This window comes from Streptomyces sp. ME19-01-6 (assembly GCF_033793745.1).
Lineage (GTDB): Bacteria > Actinomycetota > Actinomycetes > Streptomycetales > Streptomycetaceae > Streptomyces.
In genome coordinates this window covers 65,252-82,085 of sequence record NZ_JARAXF010000012.1, presented here as the reverse complement: position 1 = coordinate 82,085, position 16,834 = coordinate 65,252, and the positions used below count along the sequence as shown (strand labels likewise).

General features: G+C 72.4%; 11 protein-coding genes and 1 pseudogene. 8 read left to right on the top strand and 4 right to left on the bottom strand.

From position 1 onward, the window contains the following. Nucleotides 1-91: 91 nt before the first annotated feature. Nucleotides 92-1,546: a PLP-dependent aminotransferase family protein gene (locus PV419_RS25855; RefSeq protein WP_319692688.1), complete on the top strand. Its 1,455-nt coding sequence runs from the start codon at nucleotides 92-94 to the stop codon at nucleotides 1,544-1,546. On the opposite strand, the gene PV419_RS25850 is transcribed toward PV419_RS25855, so the two are convergent. After that, nucleotides 1,543-2,661, bottom strand: a complete 1,119-nt coding sequence (locus PV419_RS25850) for a LacI family DNA-binding transcriptional regulator (RefSeq protein WP_319692687.1) — start codon at nucleotides 2,659-2,661, stop codon at nucleotides 1,543-1,545. The two genes, PV419_RS25855 and PV419_RS25850, sit on opposite strands and share 4 nt — an antisense overlap. A 201-nt stretch (nucleotides 2,662-2,862) precedes the next feature. Here PV419_RS25850 and PV419_RS25845 point away from each other — a divergent pair, with 201 nt between their 5' ends. The 5 genes from PV419_RS25845 (at nucleotide 2,863) to PV419_RS25825 (ending at nucleotide 10,445) form a co-directional block, all read left to right on the top strand. After that, the gene (locus PV419_RS25845) at nucleotides 2,863-3,786 is read left to right on the top strand and encodes a sugar ABC transporter permease (protein ID WP_319692685.1); all 924 of its coding nucleotides are present in this window, start codon (nucleotides 2,863-2,865) and stop codon (nucleotides 3,784-3,786) included. A gap of 3 nt (nucleotides 3,787-3,789) precedes the next feature. Continuing rightward, nucleotides 3,790-4,731, top strand: coding sequence for a carbohydrate ABC transporter permease (locus PV419_RS25840; RefSeq protein WP_319692684.1), 942 nt, complete (start codon nucleotides 3,790-3,792; stop codon nucleotides 4,729-4,731). A 31-nt stretch (nucleotides 4,732-4,762) separates the two neighbouring features. Continuing rightward, nucleotides 4,763-6,103, top strand: a complete 1,341-nt coding sequence (locus PV419_RS25835; RefSeq protein WP_319692682.1) for a sugar ABC transporter substrate-binding protein — start codon at nucleotides 4,763-4,765, stop codon at nucleotides 6,101-6,103. Nucleotides 6,104-6,231: 128 nt separating this feature from the next. Then, nucleotides 6,232-8,301, top strand: a complete 2,070-nt coding sequence (locus PV419_RS25830) for a beta-galactosidase (protein ID WP_319692680.1) — start codon at nucleotides 6,232-6,234, stop codon at nucleotides 8,299-8,301. A 77-nt stretch (nucleotides 8,302-8,378) separates the two neighbouring features. Further along, a complete protein-coding gene (locus tag PV419_RS25825) occupies nucleotides 8,379-10,445 on the top strand; it encodes a glycoside hydrolase (protein ID WP_319692678.1) in 2,067 nt (688 codons plus the stop codon). Between the two features lie 168 nt (nucleotides 10,446-10,613). Here PV419_RS25825 and PV419_RS25820 read toward each other — a convergent pair whose 3' ends face one another. Further along, nucleotides 10,614-12,626 (bottom strand): hypothetical protein, encoded by a 2,013-nt coding sequence (locus PV419_RS25820; RefSeq protein ID WP_319692676.1) that lies wholly within the window; start codon nucleotides 12,624-12,626, stop codon nucleotides 10,614-10,616. Between the two features lie 187 nt (nucleotides 12,627-12,813). On the opposite strand from PV419_RS25820, the gene PV419_RS25815 reads away from it, so the two are divergent. Beyond that, entirely contained in the window at nucleotides 12,814-13,770 is a 957-nt protein-coding gene (locus PV419_RS25815; RefSeq protein WP_319692674.1) for an alpha/beta hydrolase, read from the top strand. Nucleotides 13,771-13,789: 19 nt separating this feature from the next. Here the strand turns inward: PV419_RS25815 and PV419_RS25810 are convergent, their stop codons facing one another. After that, nucleotides 13,790-15,019, bottom strand: coding sequence for a PucR family transcriptional regulator (locus PV419_RS25810; RefSeq protein WP_319692672.1), 1,230 nt, complete (start codon nucleotides 15,017-15,019; stop codon nucleotides 13,790-13,792). A 63-nt stretch (nucleotides 15,020-15,082) separates the two neighbouring features. Here PV419_RS25810 and PV419_RS25805 point away from each other — a divergent pair. After that, nucleotides 15,083-16,024, top strand: a pseudogene (locus tag PV419_RS25805) (alpha/beta hydrolase family esterase); the annotation flags it as partial. On the opposite strand, the gene PV419_RS25800 reads toward PV419_RS25805, so the two are convergent. Continuing rightward, complete coding sequence (locus PV419_RS25800; RefSeq protein WP_319692670.1) at nucleotides 16,024-16,692, bottom strand: response regulator transcription factor; 669 nt, start codon at nucleotides 16,690-16,692, stop codon at nucleotides 16,024-16,026. The pseudogene PV419_RS25805 and the gene PV419_RS25800 overlap by 1 nt on opposite strands. Nucleotides 16,693-16,834: the final 142 nt, after the last annotated feature.

The following is a 16,834-nucleotide window of genomic DNA, read 5'->3' as shown; positions in this document are numbered from 1 at the left end:
TGAGGTGGCGCGTTCAGTCTCGGCCGGGCCGGTACGCTGCGGCAGAGCCACTTGGCCTTGGACCTGGCAGACCACTCACCCGGAGGTTGCCGTGGAGCGCGGGCGGGTCCGCGTCGAGCGGGGTCTGGAGTCGGTGGTGGCCGCCGGCATCCCGCTGCCGCTGCCCCGGGGCGGGGCGGAGAGCCTGGCCGACACCCTCGTCGGACTGCTGGCCGCCGCGATCGACAGCGGACGGCTGGCGCCGGGCACCCGGCTGCCGTCCTCCCGGGCGCTGGCCGCCGCGGCCGACGTCTCGCGCAATGTGGTGCTCGCCGCCTACGCCGTGCTCGCCGAACGCGGTCTGGCGACCGGTCGGCACGGCAGCGGCAGCTACGTCCGCGCCGACGGCCGGCCGCGCCGGGCCCGGCCGGTGCCGGACACCGCGCCCTGGCTGGAGCGGCTGACCCCGGTGCGGGAGGACTCCGGCCGTCCCGGGCCGGTGCTCGATCTGCGGCTGCGCGCCCGCCCGGCGGCGGCGCTGCCCACGGCGGTCTGGCGCCGGGCGTGGCAGGCCGCGGCCCAGCGGCGGCTGCCGAGCGGCTACGGGGACCCCGCCGGGGACCGCCGGCTGCGCGCCGCGCTCGCCGACTACCTGGTGGCCGGCCGGGGGGTGGCCGCCGCACCGGCCGACGTGGTGGTGACCGGCGGCGCCGCCGAGGCGCTCGGTCTCCTGCTGCGGGCGGTGATCCGGACCGGCGACCGGGTCGCCGTCGAGGAACCCGGCTATCCGCCCTTCACCCGCATGGCCCGCGAGCGCGGCGCCGTCGTCGTGCCGGTCCCGGTGGACGGCGACGGAATCCGGGTGGAGCTGGTACGACGCCTCGACCCGCCGCCGCGGATGCTGCTGCTCACCCCCGCCCACCAGTTCCCGACGACCGCGCCCCTGTCGGGCGACCGGCGGCGGCAACTGCTGTCCTGGGCACGCGAACAGGGTGTGCTGCTGGTCGAGGACGACTACGGCGGCGAGTTCACCGCGGCCGGCCCGCCCGCCCTGGCCGCCTCGGACGACCAGGGCGTCGTCGCCTACGTCGGCACCCTCTCGCGGCTGCTGGCGCCGTCGCTGCGCACCGGCTACTTGGTGGCGCCGCGTCCCTTGGCGGCCGCGGTGGCGAGGCTGCGCGGCGAGACCGACTCGTACCTGAGCCTGCCCGTCCAGCAGGCCGTCGCCGAACTGCTCAGCACCGGCGAACTCACCCGTCAGCTGCGGCGGGCCCGCAAGCTGGTGGCCGAACAGCGGACGGCGCTGAGCGCGGCGGCACACCCGCCGCTGCCGCGCGGGCTCGGCGGCGGGCTCCATGTGCTGCTCGACACAGCCGACGCACAGGCGGAGGCCGAGTGCGCCGAGGCGCTGCTGCGGGACGGGATACTCGTCGACCGGCTCAGCACTTACTGGTACGGGCCACCGGCCGCCACGGGGCTGCTGCTCGACTACGCGGGCGTGGCCCCCGCCACCCTGACCCGGCTGGTGGCCCGCCTGGACAGGCTCACAACGCCCGATATGACCTAATTGCGCTGTCCCGGCAGGTTGGTGCCACGGTCGGTCGGGGAAGGCGGTGGCGCGGTGCTGCCGCGCAGCACGAGGCGGGTCGGGACCAGCGTGGTGCCGGGTTCCGTCGCATCCGCGCGCATCTGCCAGAGCACTCCCTCGACACAGCGCCGCCCCACCTCGGCGAAGTCCTGGTGGACGGTCGTCAGGGGAGGCAGGAAGGAGCCGGCCTCGGGGATGTCGTCGAAGCCGATGACGCTGACGTCCTCGGGCACCCTCCTGCCGCGTTCGTGCAGGGCCCGCAGCAGGCCGAGCGCCATCTGGTCGTTGGCGGCGAACACCGCCGTGCAGTCGGCCTCGTCGGCGAGGCGGAGCCCGGCCTGGTAGCCGGACTCCGCCGACCAGTCGCCCCGTACCAGGGGCGGTGGGGCGGACCCCGCGTCGGTGAGGGTGACGCGCCACGCGTCGGCGCGGCGCTGGGCGGCGAAGGACTCCTCCGGGCCGGCCAGGTGCCACACCGTGCGGTGGCCGAGGTCGAGCAGGTGGCGCACGGCGGCGCGGGTCCCGCCGGCCTGGTCGGTGTCGACCACGCTGTAGCGGTCGCCGGCGTCCGAATCGGCCACGACCACTTGGATGTTGGGCGGCAGGGAGATGGTGGCCACGTCGAGCAGATGCACTTCCATGATGACGATGACGGCGTCGACGGCGAGTTCCCCCAGCCGGGAGAAGGCGCCGCGCACCTCGCCCTGGGTGGGGACGGCGACGGGCAGGAGCGTCACGGCGTAGCCCTCGTGCGCCGCGGAGGTGGCGATCGCCTCCAGGGTGCGCACGTTGCCGGTCGTCGCGAGGTTGAAGGTGATGACGCCGATGGTGCGGAACTCGCCCCGCTTGAGCGCCCGTGCGGCGCTGTTGGGGCGGTAGCCCAGCTCCTTCATCGCCGCGAGCACCTGCTGGCGGGTCTCATCGGTCACCCCCGAGTAGCCGTTGGAGACACGGGAGACGGTCTGCGAGGAGACACCGGCCAGGCGGGCGACGTCCGCCATGGAAGCGCGCTGGACCCTTCGGTCGGCGCGCGTCGTCCCGGCCCCCGCCCGGGTCTGCGGTGCACTCGCCGACTCGCTGTCCGTTGTGTCCATGTATCCCCCTTTCGTCCGCAGTGTTGCGGAATCGTCGTACGACGACCCTTGACCGTCGACATTCGGGCAGTGTAGACATGCCGCCACTGGATGTTTACGTAAACATAACACCCATCAAGGCCTTTTCCGGGGCGCGGTGTTTACGTGAACATTGCTTGGGCGCCGGGCCTCCGGCTCCGAGAGGGATGAACGAGGATCGACATGACGACGCTGCAACCGCCGGTGGCCGCGGGCCGCACGGCACGGCCTTCACTGAAACGGGACCGACGGTCCTGGACGGGGTGGGGGTTCGTCGGCCCCTTCGTGGCGGTCTTCGCCCTGGTCTTTCTGGCGCCCATCGGGTACTCGATCTACCTCAGCCTCTTCCAGGACAGGCTGATCGGCGGCAACACCTTCGTCGGGCTGGACAACTACCAGCAGGCGCTGCAGGACGACCAGTTCTGGGCCGGTGTGACCCGGGTGGGGCTGTTCCTGGCGGTGCAGGTGCCGATCATGCTGGGCATCGCCCTGCTCGTCGCGCTCGCGCTGGACAGCGGGCGGCTGTACGGCAAAAACTTCTTCCGGATCTCGATCTTCCTGCCCTACGCGGTGCCCGCCGTGGTGGCCACGCTGATGTGGGCCTTCATGTACGGCACCCGATTCGGCCTGGTGGGCGACATCAACGACACCTTCGGCGTCTCGCTGCCCGATCCGCTCTCGCCCGACGTGATCCTTGCGTCGATCGGCAACATCGTGACCTGGGAGTTCGTCGGCTACAACATGCTGATCTTCTACTCGGCCCTGCGGGTGATCCCGCACTCCCTGTACGAGGCCGCGGAGATCGACGGCGCCGGACAGTGGCGCGTCATCACCGCCATCAAGCTTCCCGCGATCCGCGGGGCCCTGGTCATCGCGACGATCTTCTCGATCATCGGCAGCTTCCAGCTGTTCAACGAGCCGAGCATCCTGAAGCCCCTGGCGCCGAACGCGATCACCACCGACTACACCCCCAACTACTACACCTACACGCTGTCCTTCAACGGCCAGCAGCACAACTACTCCGCCACAGTCGCCATCGTCATGGGGCTGATCACGATGGTCGTCGCCTATGTCGTCCAGCTGCGCGGCATGCGCAAGGGAGCGTGAACCATGAGCAGCCCCGCCACCACCGCTTCCCAGCCCGCGCCCGTGCGGACCAAAGCGTCCACGCCCCGGTTGCGCACCCCCCGCAAAGCCGCCGACCGGCGCCGTCCGCGCCGCAGTGTGCTGCTGACCGTGCTGACCGGTCTGGTCCTGGTGTACTCCCTGGTGCCGCTGATATGGCTGGTCATCAGCTCCACCAAGACCCAGGAAGGGCTGGCCGACTCCTCCGGGCTGTGGTTCGCCGACCACTTCGCCCTGTGGGACAACATCCGTGAGACCTTCACCTACAACGACGGGGTCTTCGTCCGCTGGCTGCTGAACACCCTGCTGTATGTGGGGCTCGGCGCCGGTGGCGCCACCTTCCTCGCGGTCCTGGGCGGCTACGCCCTGGCGAAGTTCCGTTTCCCCGGCAAGCGCGCCATCTTCGCCGTCGTCATCGGGGCCGTCGCCGTGCCGGGCACCGCCCTGGCGGTCCCCACCTTCCTGATGTTCAGCAACATGGGGCTGACCAACACCCCCTGGGCGGTGATCATCCCCTCGCTCATCTCGCCCTTCGGCCTGTATCTGATGTGGGTCTTCGCCACCGAGGCCATCCCCGACGAGCTGCTGGAGGCCGCCCGCATCGACGGCGCGAGCGAGCTGCGCACCTTCTTCCGGGTGAGCCTGCCGCTGCTGGCGCCGGGTATCGTGACCGTGCTGCTGTTCACGATGGTCGCGACCTGGAACAACTACTTCCTGCCGCTGATCATGCTCAAGGACCCGGACTGGTATCCGCTGACCCTGGGGCTGAACAGCTGGAACGCCCAGGCCCAGACGGCCGGTGGCGAACCCGTCTTCAACCTGGTGATCACCGGCTCGGTGATCACCATCCTCCCCCTGATCGCCGCCTTCCTGCTGCTGCAGAAGTACTGGCAGTCCGGACTCGCCGCCGGAAGCGTCAAGGAATAACCCTCCCCCACCACGAAGAAGTGGAAGCACCATGCCCAAGAACACTCGCCGCCTGCTGCGCGGCATCGGCCTCGTCTGCGCCCTCGCCCTGGGAGCGACCGCTTGCGGCGGCTCCGACGACGGCGGCTCCAGCGACAAGAAGGTGTCCGCCGGGGACATCCAGGCGGCCCTGAAGAAGGGCGGCTCCATCACGGTCTGGGCCTGGGAGCCCACCCTCAAGCAGGTCGTCAAGGACTTCGAGAAGGAACACCCCAAGGTCCACGTCAACCTCGTCAACGCGGGCACCAACAAGGACCAGTACACCGCCCTGCAGAACGCCATAGCGGCGAAGAAGGGCGTCCCGGACGTCGCGCAGATCGAGTACTACGCGCTCGGCCAGTTCTCGCTGACCAAGTCCGTGACCGACCTGTCCGGATTCGGTGCCGACAAGCTCTCCAAGACCTACTCGCCCGGCCCGTGGAACTCGGTGAAGTCCGGCGACGCCATCTACGCCCTGCCCATGGACTCCGGTCCGATGGCGCTGTTCTACAACAAGAAGATCTTCGACAAGTACAAGGTCGCGGTGCCCACCACCTGGGACGAGTACGTCGACGCGGCGCGCAAGCTGCACAAGGCCGACCCGAAGGTCTACATCACCAGCGACACCGGCGACGCGGGCATGACCACCAGCCTGCTGTGGCAGGCCGGCTCCCGCCCGTACCAGGTCGACGGCACCAAGGTGAAGATCAACTTCTCGGACAAGGGCGCCGCCACCTACACCAAGACCTGGCAGAAGCTCATCGACGAGAAGCTCCTCTCGCCCGTCAACGGCTGGACCGACGACTGGTACAAGGGGCTGGGCAACGGCAACATCGCCACCCTGACCACCGGCGCCTGGATGCCCGCCAACTTCGTCTCCGGCGTGAAGAACGCCTCCGGCGACTGGCGCGTGGCCCCGCTGCCGCAGTGGACCAAGGGCGACAAGACGACCGCGGAGAACGGCGGCAGCTCGCTGGCCCTGCCCTCGGCGGGCAAGAACAAGGAGCTCGCCTACGCCTTCGTCGAGTACGCCAACGCCGGCAAGGGCGTGCAGACCCGGCTCAAGGGCGGCGCCTTCCCGGCGACCACGGCGGACCTGCAGTCCAAGGCCTTCCAGGACACCGCGTTCCCGTACTTCGGCGGCCAGAAGGCCAACAAGATCTTCGCTGAGTCGGCCGCGAACGTCGGCAGCGGCTGGTCGTACCTGCCCTACCAGGTGTACGCCAACTCGATCTTCAACGACAGCGTCGGCAAGGCCTACGTCTCGAGCACCCCGCTGACCAAGGGGCTGAAGGCCTGGCAGGACGCCTCCGTCAAGTACGGCAAGGAGCAGGGCTTCACGGTTTCGGAGTAAGACCGTCCGGCAGCAGGGACCGCGGCGCCGCGGGCCCTGCTGCCGCATGCCCCTGAGCGCCACCAGCACCGCCGGCACCACCAGCGCCATCGCCGCGCCGCCCCGCGCGGTACACCGGAAGGACCACCATGATCTCCACCCTCCTCTCCCGGCTGCCGCACGGGTCGGACGGTGACCCCGCCTCCCCCCGCCTCGCCTTCGGCGCCGACTACAACCCCGAGCAGTGGCCGCGCGAGGTGTGGGAGGAGGACGTCCGGCTGATGCGCCAGGCCGGCGTCAACGTCGTCTCCGTGGCGATCTTCTCCTGGGCCCGCATCCAGCCGACCCAGGACCGGTGGGACTTCGAGTGGCTCGACGAGGTCATGGGCGTCCTGCACGCGGGCGGCATCGGGGTCGACCTGGCCACCGCCACCGCCTCCCCGCCGCCCTGGCTCACCACCGCGCACCCGGAGATCCTCCCGGTGACCGCCTCCGGTGAGACGGTGTGGCCGGGGGCGCGGCAGCACTGGCGCCCCACCTCGCCGGTCTTCCGCGACCACGCGCTGCGCCTGGTGACCGAGATGGCCCGGCGCTACGCCGACCACCCCGCCCTGGTGGCCTGGCATGTGTCCAACGAGCTGGGCTGCCACAACGTCTACGACTACTCCGACGACGCCGCCCGCGCCTTCCGCGACTGGCTGCGTGCGCGCTACGAGACCCTCGACGCTCTCAACCACGCCTGGGGCACCGCCTTCTGGTCCCAGCGCTACAGCGGCTGGGAGCAGATCCTGCCGCCCCGGCTGGCCGCGTCCCACCCCAACCCCACCCAGCAGCTGGACTTCAAGCGCTTCTCCTCCGACGCGCTGAAGGACTATCTGCGCGCGGAGCGGGACATCCTGCGCGAGATCACCCCCGGTGTGCCCGTCACCACCAACTTCATGGTGATGGGCGAGACCAAGGGGATGAACTACCCCGACTGGGTCGACGAGATCGACTTCGTCTCCAACGACCACTACGTCCACCCCGGCCCCCAGGACCGCGACGAGCTGTCCTTCTCCGCCAACCTCACCAGCGGCATCGCGAGCGGGCGTCCGTGGTTCCTCATGGAGCACTCCACCAGCGCGGTCAACTGGCAGCCCGTCAACCTGGCCAAGCGCCCGGGCGACCTCGCGCGCGACTCCCTGCTGCATGTGGCGCACGGCGCCGACGCGGTCTGCTTCTTCCAGTGGCGGCAGTCGGCGGCCGGGGCCGAGAAGTACCACTCGGCGATGGTGCCGCACGCCGGGGCCGACAGCGATGTCTTCCGCGCGGTGACCGAGCTGGGCGCCACCCTGCAGGCCCTGGCACCGGTCGCCGGGGCCGAGCGCGAGCGGGCGCGGGTCGGGATCGTCTACGACTGGGACTCGTGGTGGGCCAGCGAGCAGGACTCCCACCCCAGCTCCCGCCTCAACTACCGCCAAGAGGCCCTCGACTGGTACTCCGCCCTGCTCGCGCTGGGCATCCGGGCCGACGTCATCACCACCCGGGCCGACCTCGGCGCGTACCAACTGCTGATCGCGCCCGTGCTGCATGTGGTGCCCCAGGCCCTGGCCAAGGAGCTCACGCGATACGTGGAGTCGGGCGGCCACCTGGTCACCACGTACTTCTCGGGCGTCGTCGACGAGAACGACCACGTCTGGTTGGGCGGCTACCCCGGCGCTCTGCGCGAACTGCTGGGCATCCGCATCGAGGAGTTCGGCCCGCTGCTCGCCGAGGACACCGTGGAACTGGACGGCCTGGACGGTGGGGACACTTCGGCCACCGGCACCCTGTGGACCGACCAGATCGCCGTCACCGACCCCGACGTGCGGATCCTCGCCCACTACCGCACCGGCACCCACACCGGCCGCCCCGCCATCACCCGCCGCGCGGTGGGCCAGGGCTCGGCCGCGTATGTCTCCACCCGGCTGGGCGCCGACGGCCTCACCCGCCTTCTGCCGGGCCTGCTGGAGGGCGCCGGAGTCCACAGCGAGCTGCCCGCCGAGGTGCGCGGGCGCGTCGAGCTGACGGTCCGCCGCACCGCCGACGCCCGCTACCTGTTCCTCGTCAACCGCACCGACGAGCAGGTGAGCCTGCCCGGCCTCACCGGGGAGCCGCTGACCGGCGGCACCGCGGCCGCCGACGGCTCGCTCACCCTGCGGCCGCGGGAGGTCGCCGTGGTGCGACAGCCCGTCTCCTGACACCCCCCGCACACACGGGCATGTCCGCTCGGCATGCCGTCCCACCGAAGCGACCACACACGCGTTGGGAGCACACGATGGAACGACGTACCCGCTCAAGACGGCTCCTGGGGGCCATCGGCGTCACCGCCCTGGCCACGGGCGCCGCCCTGATCACCGCACCGTCCCCGCAGGCAGCGGCACAGGCGCAGGCCCAGGCCGTGACCGTCCGGCCCGACCCCTCCTACCAGCAGCAGAAGTTCGAGGGCTGGGGCACCAGCCTGGTGTGGTTCGCCAATGTCACCGGCGGCTACCCCGAGGAGATACGCCAGAAGCTGGCCTCGCTCCTGTTCGACGACAACGGCCTGGCCCTGAACATCGCCCGCTACAACATCGGCGGCGGCAACGCCCCGGACGTCAAGAACTACCTTCGCGCCGGAGGGGCGGTCCCGGGCTGGTGGAAGGCGCCCGAGGGCACCACCCGCGAGGACACCGACTGGTGGAGCGCCGACGACCCCGCCGACTGGAACCCCGACGCCGACGCGAACCAGCGCTGGTGGGTGGACCGGATCAAGGGCGCAGTCGACCACTGGGAGACGTTCAGCAACTCCCCGCCGTGGTTCATGACCACCAGCGGCTATGTGTCCGGCGGCTTCGACGCCAACACCGACCAGCTCAAGAGCGAGTCCGTCGACGACTTCGCCGCCTACCTGGCGGGCGCCACCAAGCGGCTGGAGAAGGCGCACGGCATCAAGGTCGACACCGTCGACCCGTTCAACGAGCCCAACACCGGCTACTGGGGCACCCGCCTGGGCGCCGACGGCCAGCCCGTCGGCGGCCGTCAGGAAGGGGCCCACATCGGCCCCGAGCTCCAGCAGAAGGTGATCCCCGCCCTGGCGGCCGCCCTGAAGAAGGCCAGGACCGGGGCGAAGATCTCGGCGATGGACGAGACGAATCCCAGCATCTTCGCGAAGAACTGGAACACCTACCCCCAGCAGGTGCGCGACCTCGTCGGCCAGATGAACGTGCACACCTACGGCACCGGCGGCCGCACCACCGTGCGCGACCTGGCCAAGGCGGCCGACAAGCCGCTGTGGATGAGCGAGGTCGGCGGCGACTGGGGCGACGGCCAGGACTTCCAGGACATGCGGCCCGGCCTCGGACTGGCCCAGCACGTCGTCGACGACCTGCGCGAACTCGAGCCCCGCGCCTGGGTCTTCTGGCAGCCCGTCGAGGACTACGACAACATGAAGCCCGGCGGCGAGTCCGCCAAGGGCGGCAACTGGGGCAGCATCCAGATTCCCTTCAGCTGCACCTCCCAGGACACCCTCAAGACCTGCCCCATCCGCACCAACACCAAGTTCGACACCGCCAGGAACTTCACTCACTACATCAAGCCCGGTGACCGGCTGGTGAAGGTCGACGACACCTCCAGTGCCGCCGCCGTCTCCCAGCGCGGCAACGGCGCCACCGTCGTCCACGTCAACAGCACCACCGCCGAGCGCACGGTCACCATCGACCTGTCCAAGTTCGCCGACGTCTCCCGCGGCGCCACCGTCACCCCCGTCGTGACCAGCGCCGAGGGCAAGCTCGAGCGGCACCGCCCGATCGAGGTCACCGACCGGCGCGCCACCTTCACCGTCCCGGCCCAATCGGTGACCTCCTTCCTCGTCAGCGGGGTGTCCGGCACCGCGAAGGACGCCGCCCTGCTGCGCAAGGGCCACACCTACCAGCTGACCGGCGCCCAGAGCGGCAAGGCCCTCACCGTCGCGGACAGCGGCACCGGTCTCGTCATCAAGACCGCGAGCGCCGACGCGGCCGACACCACCCAGCGCTGGCAGCTCCGTCAGATCAGCGGCGAGGGCAACCGGCAGCGGTATGTGTTCACCAACGCGACGGACGGCAAGCGCCTCGCCGTACGTGACGGCGCCGCGGTCCTGGAGCCCGACCAGGGCGTCCGCGACAAGTCCACCCAGTGGATCATGTCGACGACCGGCGACGGCACCTGGACCCTCGTCAACGCCGCTACCGGCACCCTCCTGGAGGTCTCCGGCCAGGCCACGCACGACGGGGCCACCGTCTCCACCTGGCAGCCGAACTCCGGCGCCAACCAGCGCTGGAAGGTGACCGACGTGACGGCCGACCGTTCCGACTCGTCCGCGTAGCGCCCCACCGCGGACGCACACCCGCTCATTCGACACCGCTGCCCCCGTCGCGGGTTTCCCCGTGGCGGGGGCAGCGTCGTATGCGGCCAGGGCGCACCGTTCACCGCCGCGGCCCCGGCCGCCGGTGCCCCCTGGATCACGGCCGCCTGACCCGTCTTCGGCCACCCGTCACGGCAGGTCGATGTCGTACCCGCCGGCGGCCTCGATGAGCCACAGCAGCGCCCTCCGGCCGCCGTACGGGTGGCCGTCCACGCCGACCCGTACCCAGCCGGTGGTCGCTGTCATGGCGCCGCAGTCCCAGAAGCGCCAGCTACGGAAGTCGGCCAGCCCTTCGGGCTCGAAGAGGTCCAGCCAGTCGGCGAGCCGCCAGTCCGCCGTGGCGTCGGCCATCGCCTCGGCCTGCCGCTGACGCTGTGGCAGGCGCCGCCACCAGGCCAGCCAGGTGTCGGGATCCGTCCGTCCCGGTGGGGGCTCGGGGGCGCAGCGCCGGACGAACCACTCGGGGAGGAGGGCCGGCCACTCGTCGTCGGCCGGCCACTCCCCGGCGGGGGCCGAGGCGTGTTCGAGGACGGGGAGCAGCACCTCCCGGATCAGCTCGGCCGTGGTCCAGGGGTCCTGGGAGGTGTACGTGGCCCTCAGCTCGAGGAGCGGGTTGACCGTATCGGGGTGCGGGCCGTGCCGGGCCCTGAGCAGCTCCGCCGTCCACGAGGTCGGGTCAAGACCCTCGTACAGGAGTTGGCGGGTGCGGTGGGGGAGGGCCGCCGAGGCCGCGTCGGTCAGGGCGAGCAGATCGCCGCGCTGCTCGTCCGTGGTGTCGAGGGACGGCACCCCGCAGGCCAGGCCCGTGATGTCCGCGGCCGCGCGGGCGGACAGCCGGGGGTCGGGGTCGGTGGCCAGCGACAGGAGCGTACGCAACTGGGCCACGGGGTCGGGCTCGGACAACAACCGGTGGCCGGCGCGGCGGACGGCCGCCCGGTCGTCGGTGAGCAGCGAGGCGGCCAGCCCGCGCGGCAGCCGCGCGGCCCGCGGGCGCAGCGCGGTGACGGCCTCGCGGATCACCTTGGCCGAGGGGTCGCGCAGCAGGGGGACGACGCGGTCGGCCGGCACCGCGCCGAGGACCCGCAGCGCGTGCAGCGCGTGGGAGCGGACCGGGGCCCGTGGGTGGTCGAGCAGGGGGATCAGCAGCGGGGCGTCGGCGGCGCTTCCGGTCTCGGCGAGCCCGTCGACGGCCCCGGTCAGCGGCTGCGGGGCCTGGACCGCCGCGCGGTAGTGGGCCAGCGGGTCGGCGCCGGTGCGGCGGGCGGCGTCCCGCGCCACGGCCCGGACCAGGCCCGCCGGGTCGTCCAGCGCCGCCGTGGCCTCGTCCGGGTGTCCCGTGCGGATCAGCCCGGTCAGGGCGGTGGCCCGCACCTCGCGGTGGCGCGCGGCGGCCAGCCGCCGCAGCAGATCGGCCCGGTCGGTCCAGACCGCCTCGCGGGCGGCCGCCTCGGCCGCCCGGGCCCGTATCCGCACATCGGTGTCGCCCTCCGCCAGGGAGACCAGCGCCCGGAGGGGGAGGCGGCCCGTCGCGCCCGCCACGTCGAGAGCGAACCGCCGCTGTTCGGGCAGCGGTGCGGCGAGCAGCCCCTCCAACAGGGCCGCTCCGGGGGCGGACAGCAGCGCGGCGAGGACCTGTCGGCGGGCGAAGTCGCCGCGCCGGCGGCGGTCGGCGAGCAGCGCGGTCGGCGCGGCGGCCGGGACGAACCGCGCCGGGTCCCGCGACAGCAGGTCGGTCAGGCCCGTCCGGGCCCGCTCGCGCACCTGACGGACCCAGTCGCCGGTGCGGAGCACCAGGAAGGGCATGAGTTCGGGGCTCGGCCGTTCCACGATCCTGCGGACCGCGCGCTCGCGGACCCGCCCGTCGCTGTGCGAGCAGGCGAACGCCAGCGCCACGGGGCGGTCGTACTCCGGCGTGGGCGTCGTCGCCCACCGCACCTGCCCGTCCAGACGCAGAACGACGCCCGGCCGCTCGCCGAGCATACGCAGCGCCGCCGTGGCGTCGGCGGCGTTGCCGGTCGCGTCGAGGTGCGTCAGGGCGTCGACCAGGTCGTCGATGGCGCCCTCCTTGACCTCGGAGATGTCGGACAGGACTGCCTGGAACCGCTCCAGGGGAGCCGGATGCGTCGGGGAGCTGCTGGTCACCGGGCCATGGTGCCTGATCGACGGGGCCGGCGCCGAGCGATTTCCCCCGGCAGCCGACCAGCCGCGAACCCCTGAACCCATGGGGCGGATGTGGCTCATGCGGCCGCACGGTAGTCGGGTGACGGGGACCGTTGTCCCGACGCCTGTCTGATGACCCGCGCGGCCGCCCCGTGGCACGGTGTGGGACATGGCCTACGACTACCCGTTCGACCCCGAACTCGCCGCGGCCGTCGCCCTGATCCCCCCGGTCGACCTCTCCGACCTGGCCGCCGCGCGGGCCACGCAGGCGCGGGAGGTCGCCGGGCGGTTCGCGGCCGTGGACGGCGCGGGGGTGGAGGTCGGACAGGTGGTGGCGCCCGGATTGGACGGCGCGCCGGACGTGGCGCTGCGCACCTACCGGCCGCGGGGCGCCGCCGGGCCGCTGCCCGCCGTCTACAGCATCCACGGCGGCGGCTTCATGCTGGGCTCGCCGGATGTGGACCACGCCTTCAACCTGCGGCTGTGCCGCGAGCTCGACGCCGTGGTGGTCTCGCCGGACCACCGGCTGGCGCCCGAACACCCCTTCCCCGCCGGCCTGGAGGACTGTTACGCCGGGCTGTGCCTGCTGGCGAAGGGCGATGCGGGGCTGGACGTGGCGGCCGACCGGATCGCGGTCCTCGGCGACAGCTCCGGGGCGGGCATGGCCACCGCGCTGACGATGCTCGCCGACGCCCGCGGTGGCCCCCGGGTGCGGTTCCAGTTCCTGGGCAGCCCCGCGCTCGACGACCGGCTGGACACGCCGAGCGCGCGGGCCTTCACCGACACGCCCGTGTGGACCCGCCGGCTCGCCCGGCAGAGCTGGGAGGCGTATCTGGGGGCCGGGGGGCCCGGTACGGGGAACGTGTCGCCGTACGCGGCCCCCGCCCGGGCCGGCGTGGCCGAGTTGAGGGGGCTGCCGCCGGCCTATGTCGCGGTGATGGAGTTCGACCCGCTGCGCGACGAGGGCATCGACTACGCGCGCGCCCTGCTGGCCGCCGGTGTCCCCACCGAGCTGCACCTCTTCCCGGGTACCTTCCACGGCGCGGCGGCCGTGGAGTACGCCGGGGTGGCGCGGCGCATGAGTGACGAGACGGTCGCGGTCCTGCGGCGAGCGCTCGGCCGATGACCGCCCCGGCGGCTCGCGCTCAGGGGCTGCTTTTCAGGGCTCGGTTCACCTCCGCGGCGGCCAGGCGCCGGGCGTACAGGGCGAGTTGGGCCTGGAAGCGGTGTTCGGGGTCGCGCAGTCGCCAGCCCAGCGCCGCCTCCACATGCGCCAGCCGCGCGGCCACGGAGCTGTGGTGCAGATGCAGTTCCGCGGCGGCCTGGCGCAGCGAGCCGGTACGGCAGAAGGCGGCCAGCGCGGCGATGGTGAGGCACCCGTTCGGCTGGGTGGCCAGCGCGTCCAGCTGCCGTGCCTCGGGCAGCGCGCCCAGCCGCTCCGCCGGGATGTCGGCCAGCAGCGCGACCGGGCCGAGCGCGTCATGGTCGACCACCGCCTCGCGCGGGCTGCCCGCCACCGCGAACCGCAGCGCCGTGCACGCTTGGCGCCAGGAATCCTGGGCCGCCAGCCCGGGGGCCAGGCCCCCGACGCCGACCCGCAGCCGCCGCGCCGCGTCGCGGGGCACATCCGGGCCGCGGAGCGGGTCGGCCACCGCCCCGCGGAGCGGGTCGGCCACCGCGGCCCGCAACGCCGCGGCAGGCGAGTCGGCCGCCCCGTCCGGGGGCTGCACCAGGACCGTGCCCCACGGGCCGGTGCGGGTGACCCGGACGACGGCGTCGAGGGTGGCGCGGCCGAGCAGCGCGACCGCGTCCAGGCCCGCGTCGACGGCCGGGTCGCCGCGTACCGCCACCATCCGCAGCGGCAGTTCGGGGGCCAGGCCCAGCAGCCGGAGGGCGCGGGCGCGGTCATGGTCGGACTCGCGCTCGGACAGCACGACCTCCATCAGCGCGGGATCGGCCACCTCGCGCGAACCGGGTGTACGGGGCGTCAGGGACGCGTGGGGCATGCGGGGCGGGGCCGGGCTGCCGCACAGCGTCCGGGCGGCGATGGCCATCCACTCGAGGATCAGGTCGTCGAACGGTCCCGGCGGCCCCGGCCGTTCCAGCCACACCCGCCCGGACGGGCCGAGCTCCGCGTCCTGGGAGACCACCTTGGGCTCAGCGGGGAGGGCGGCGCCGCCCGGTCCGAACCGGGCCCTGCGGCCGTCGGGCAGCTCCAGGCCCGCCGCGCACTCCGCGAGCCCCGCGGTGGACCGGGCCAGCGATGTCGCATCGAGGGCGCCGCTGCCCAGCAGCGCCTCGAAGTGGGCGATCACGCGAACCGCGGTGGCGGCATCCGCGTCGAGCGCCGAGAGCCGCAGCAGCAAGCCCTTCACAGCCACAAGTCTAGAAAGGACAGGGACATGACCAACAGCCCCCCGTCGGCGGGAACCACCGGCATGGCCGGAAGACAGCGCAGGACACCCAGGTCCGTGCTCGCGGCGTTACTCGGCGGCATCCTGCCGCTGCTGGCGTCGCTGCTCCTGCTGACACCGCCTCCCGCCGCGGCCGCCACGCTCACCGAGGTGACCGGATTCGGCAACAACCCGTCCAACCTCAGGATGTACCAGTACGTACCGAACAACGTCGCGGCGCGGCCCGCGGTCCTCGTTGCGGTGCACTACTGCACGGGCTCGGGTCCCGCGTTCTTCTCCGGCACAGAGTTCGCCTCCCTGGCCGACCGCTACGGCTTCATCGTCGTCTACCCCTCCGCCACCCGCAGCGGCTCCTGCTTCGACGTCTCCTCACCGCAGGCGCTGCGGCGCGACGGGGGCAGCGACCCGGTGGGCATCGTGTCGATGGTCCGCTACGTCCTGCAGCACAACAACGCCGACCCCAGCCGGGTCTATGTCACCGGAGCCTCCTCGGGCGCCATGATGACCAACGTCCTGCTCGGCGACTACCCGGACGTGTTCAAGGCGGGTGCCGCGTTCTCGGGCGTGCCCTTCGGCTGCTTCGCCACCACGGACGGATCCAGCTGGAACTCCGCCTGCGCCAACGGCACGATCACCAAGACACCGCAGCAGTGGGGCGATCTGGCCCGCGCCGCCTACCCCGGATACACGGGCGCCCGGCCGAGGATGCAGCTGTGGCACGGCACCGAGGACGGCACCCTGCGCTATCCGAACTTCGGTGAGGAGATCAAGCAGTGGACCGACGTCCTCGGGGTGAGCCGGACACCCGCGAGCACGGACCGTCCGCAGACCAACTGGACCCGTACCCGCTACGGAGCCACCGGTGACCGGGCCCCCGTGGAGGCCATCAGCATCCAGGGCGCGGGACACACGCTCCCGCTCACCGGCATGGCGGCCCGGGCCATCACCTTCTTCGGCCTGTCCGGCTAGGCGGGCCGAACCAGCCCGGACTGGTACGCGATGACGACCAACTGGGCGCGGTCCCGCGCGCCCAGCTTGGTCATGGCGCGGTGGACGTGGGTGCGTACGGTCAGGGGGCTGACCACGAGTACGTCGGCGATCTCGGCGTTGGACTTCCCCTCGGCCGCCAGGGCCATCACCTCCCGCTCGCGGGCGGTGAGCGAGGCGAGGAGCTCGCTCGGAGCCAGGGGGGCCTCAAGGTCGGGGGCGGCGAGGAAGCGGGTGATCAGGGCACGGGTGGCCGCGGGGGAGAGGAGGGAGTCTCCCAAGGCCACGGTGCGGATGCCGGTGAGCAGTTCATCGGCGCCCACGTCCTTGCCGAGAAAGCCGCTCGCGCCCGCGCGCAGCGCCTGGGCCACGTATTCGTCCGTCTCGAAGGTGGTGAGGATGAGCACGCGGGTGGCGGACAGCTCCGGGTCGGCGCAGATCGCGGCGGTCGCGGCCAGGCCGTCGGTGCCGGGCATGCGGATGTCCATGACGACCACGTCGGGGCCGTGCGCACGGGTGAGCGCGGCCGCTTCCCCGCCGTCGGCGGCCTCCGCCACCACCTCCATGTCCTCGCAGGAGTCGATCAGGATCCGGAAGGTGGCCCGCAGCAGTGTCTGGTCGTCGGCGAGCAGGACGCGGATGGTCATGGGGTGCGGTCTTCTTCCGGCTCGGGGGCGCAGGGGTGCGGCGGCGCATCGGCCGGCCTGCTGTCACCATGGTGAGCCATCCGGTGTAGGAACGGCCTCAGGACCGCCCGTGGCCCCCGCACGGACGGCCCCTGGCCCCTCC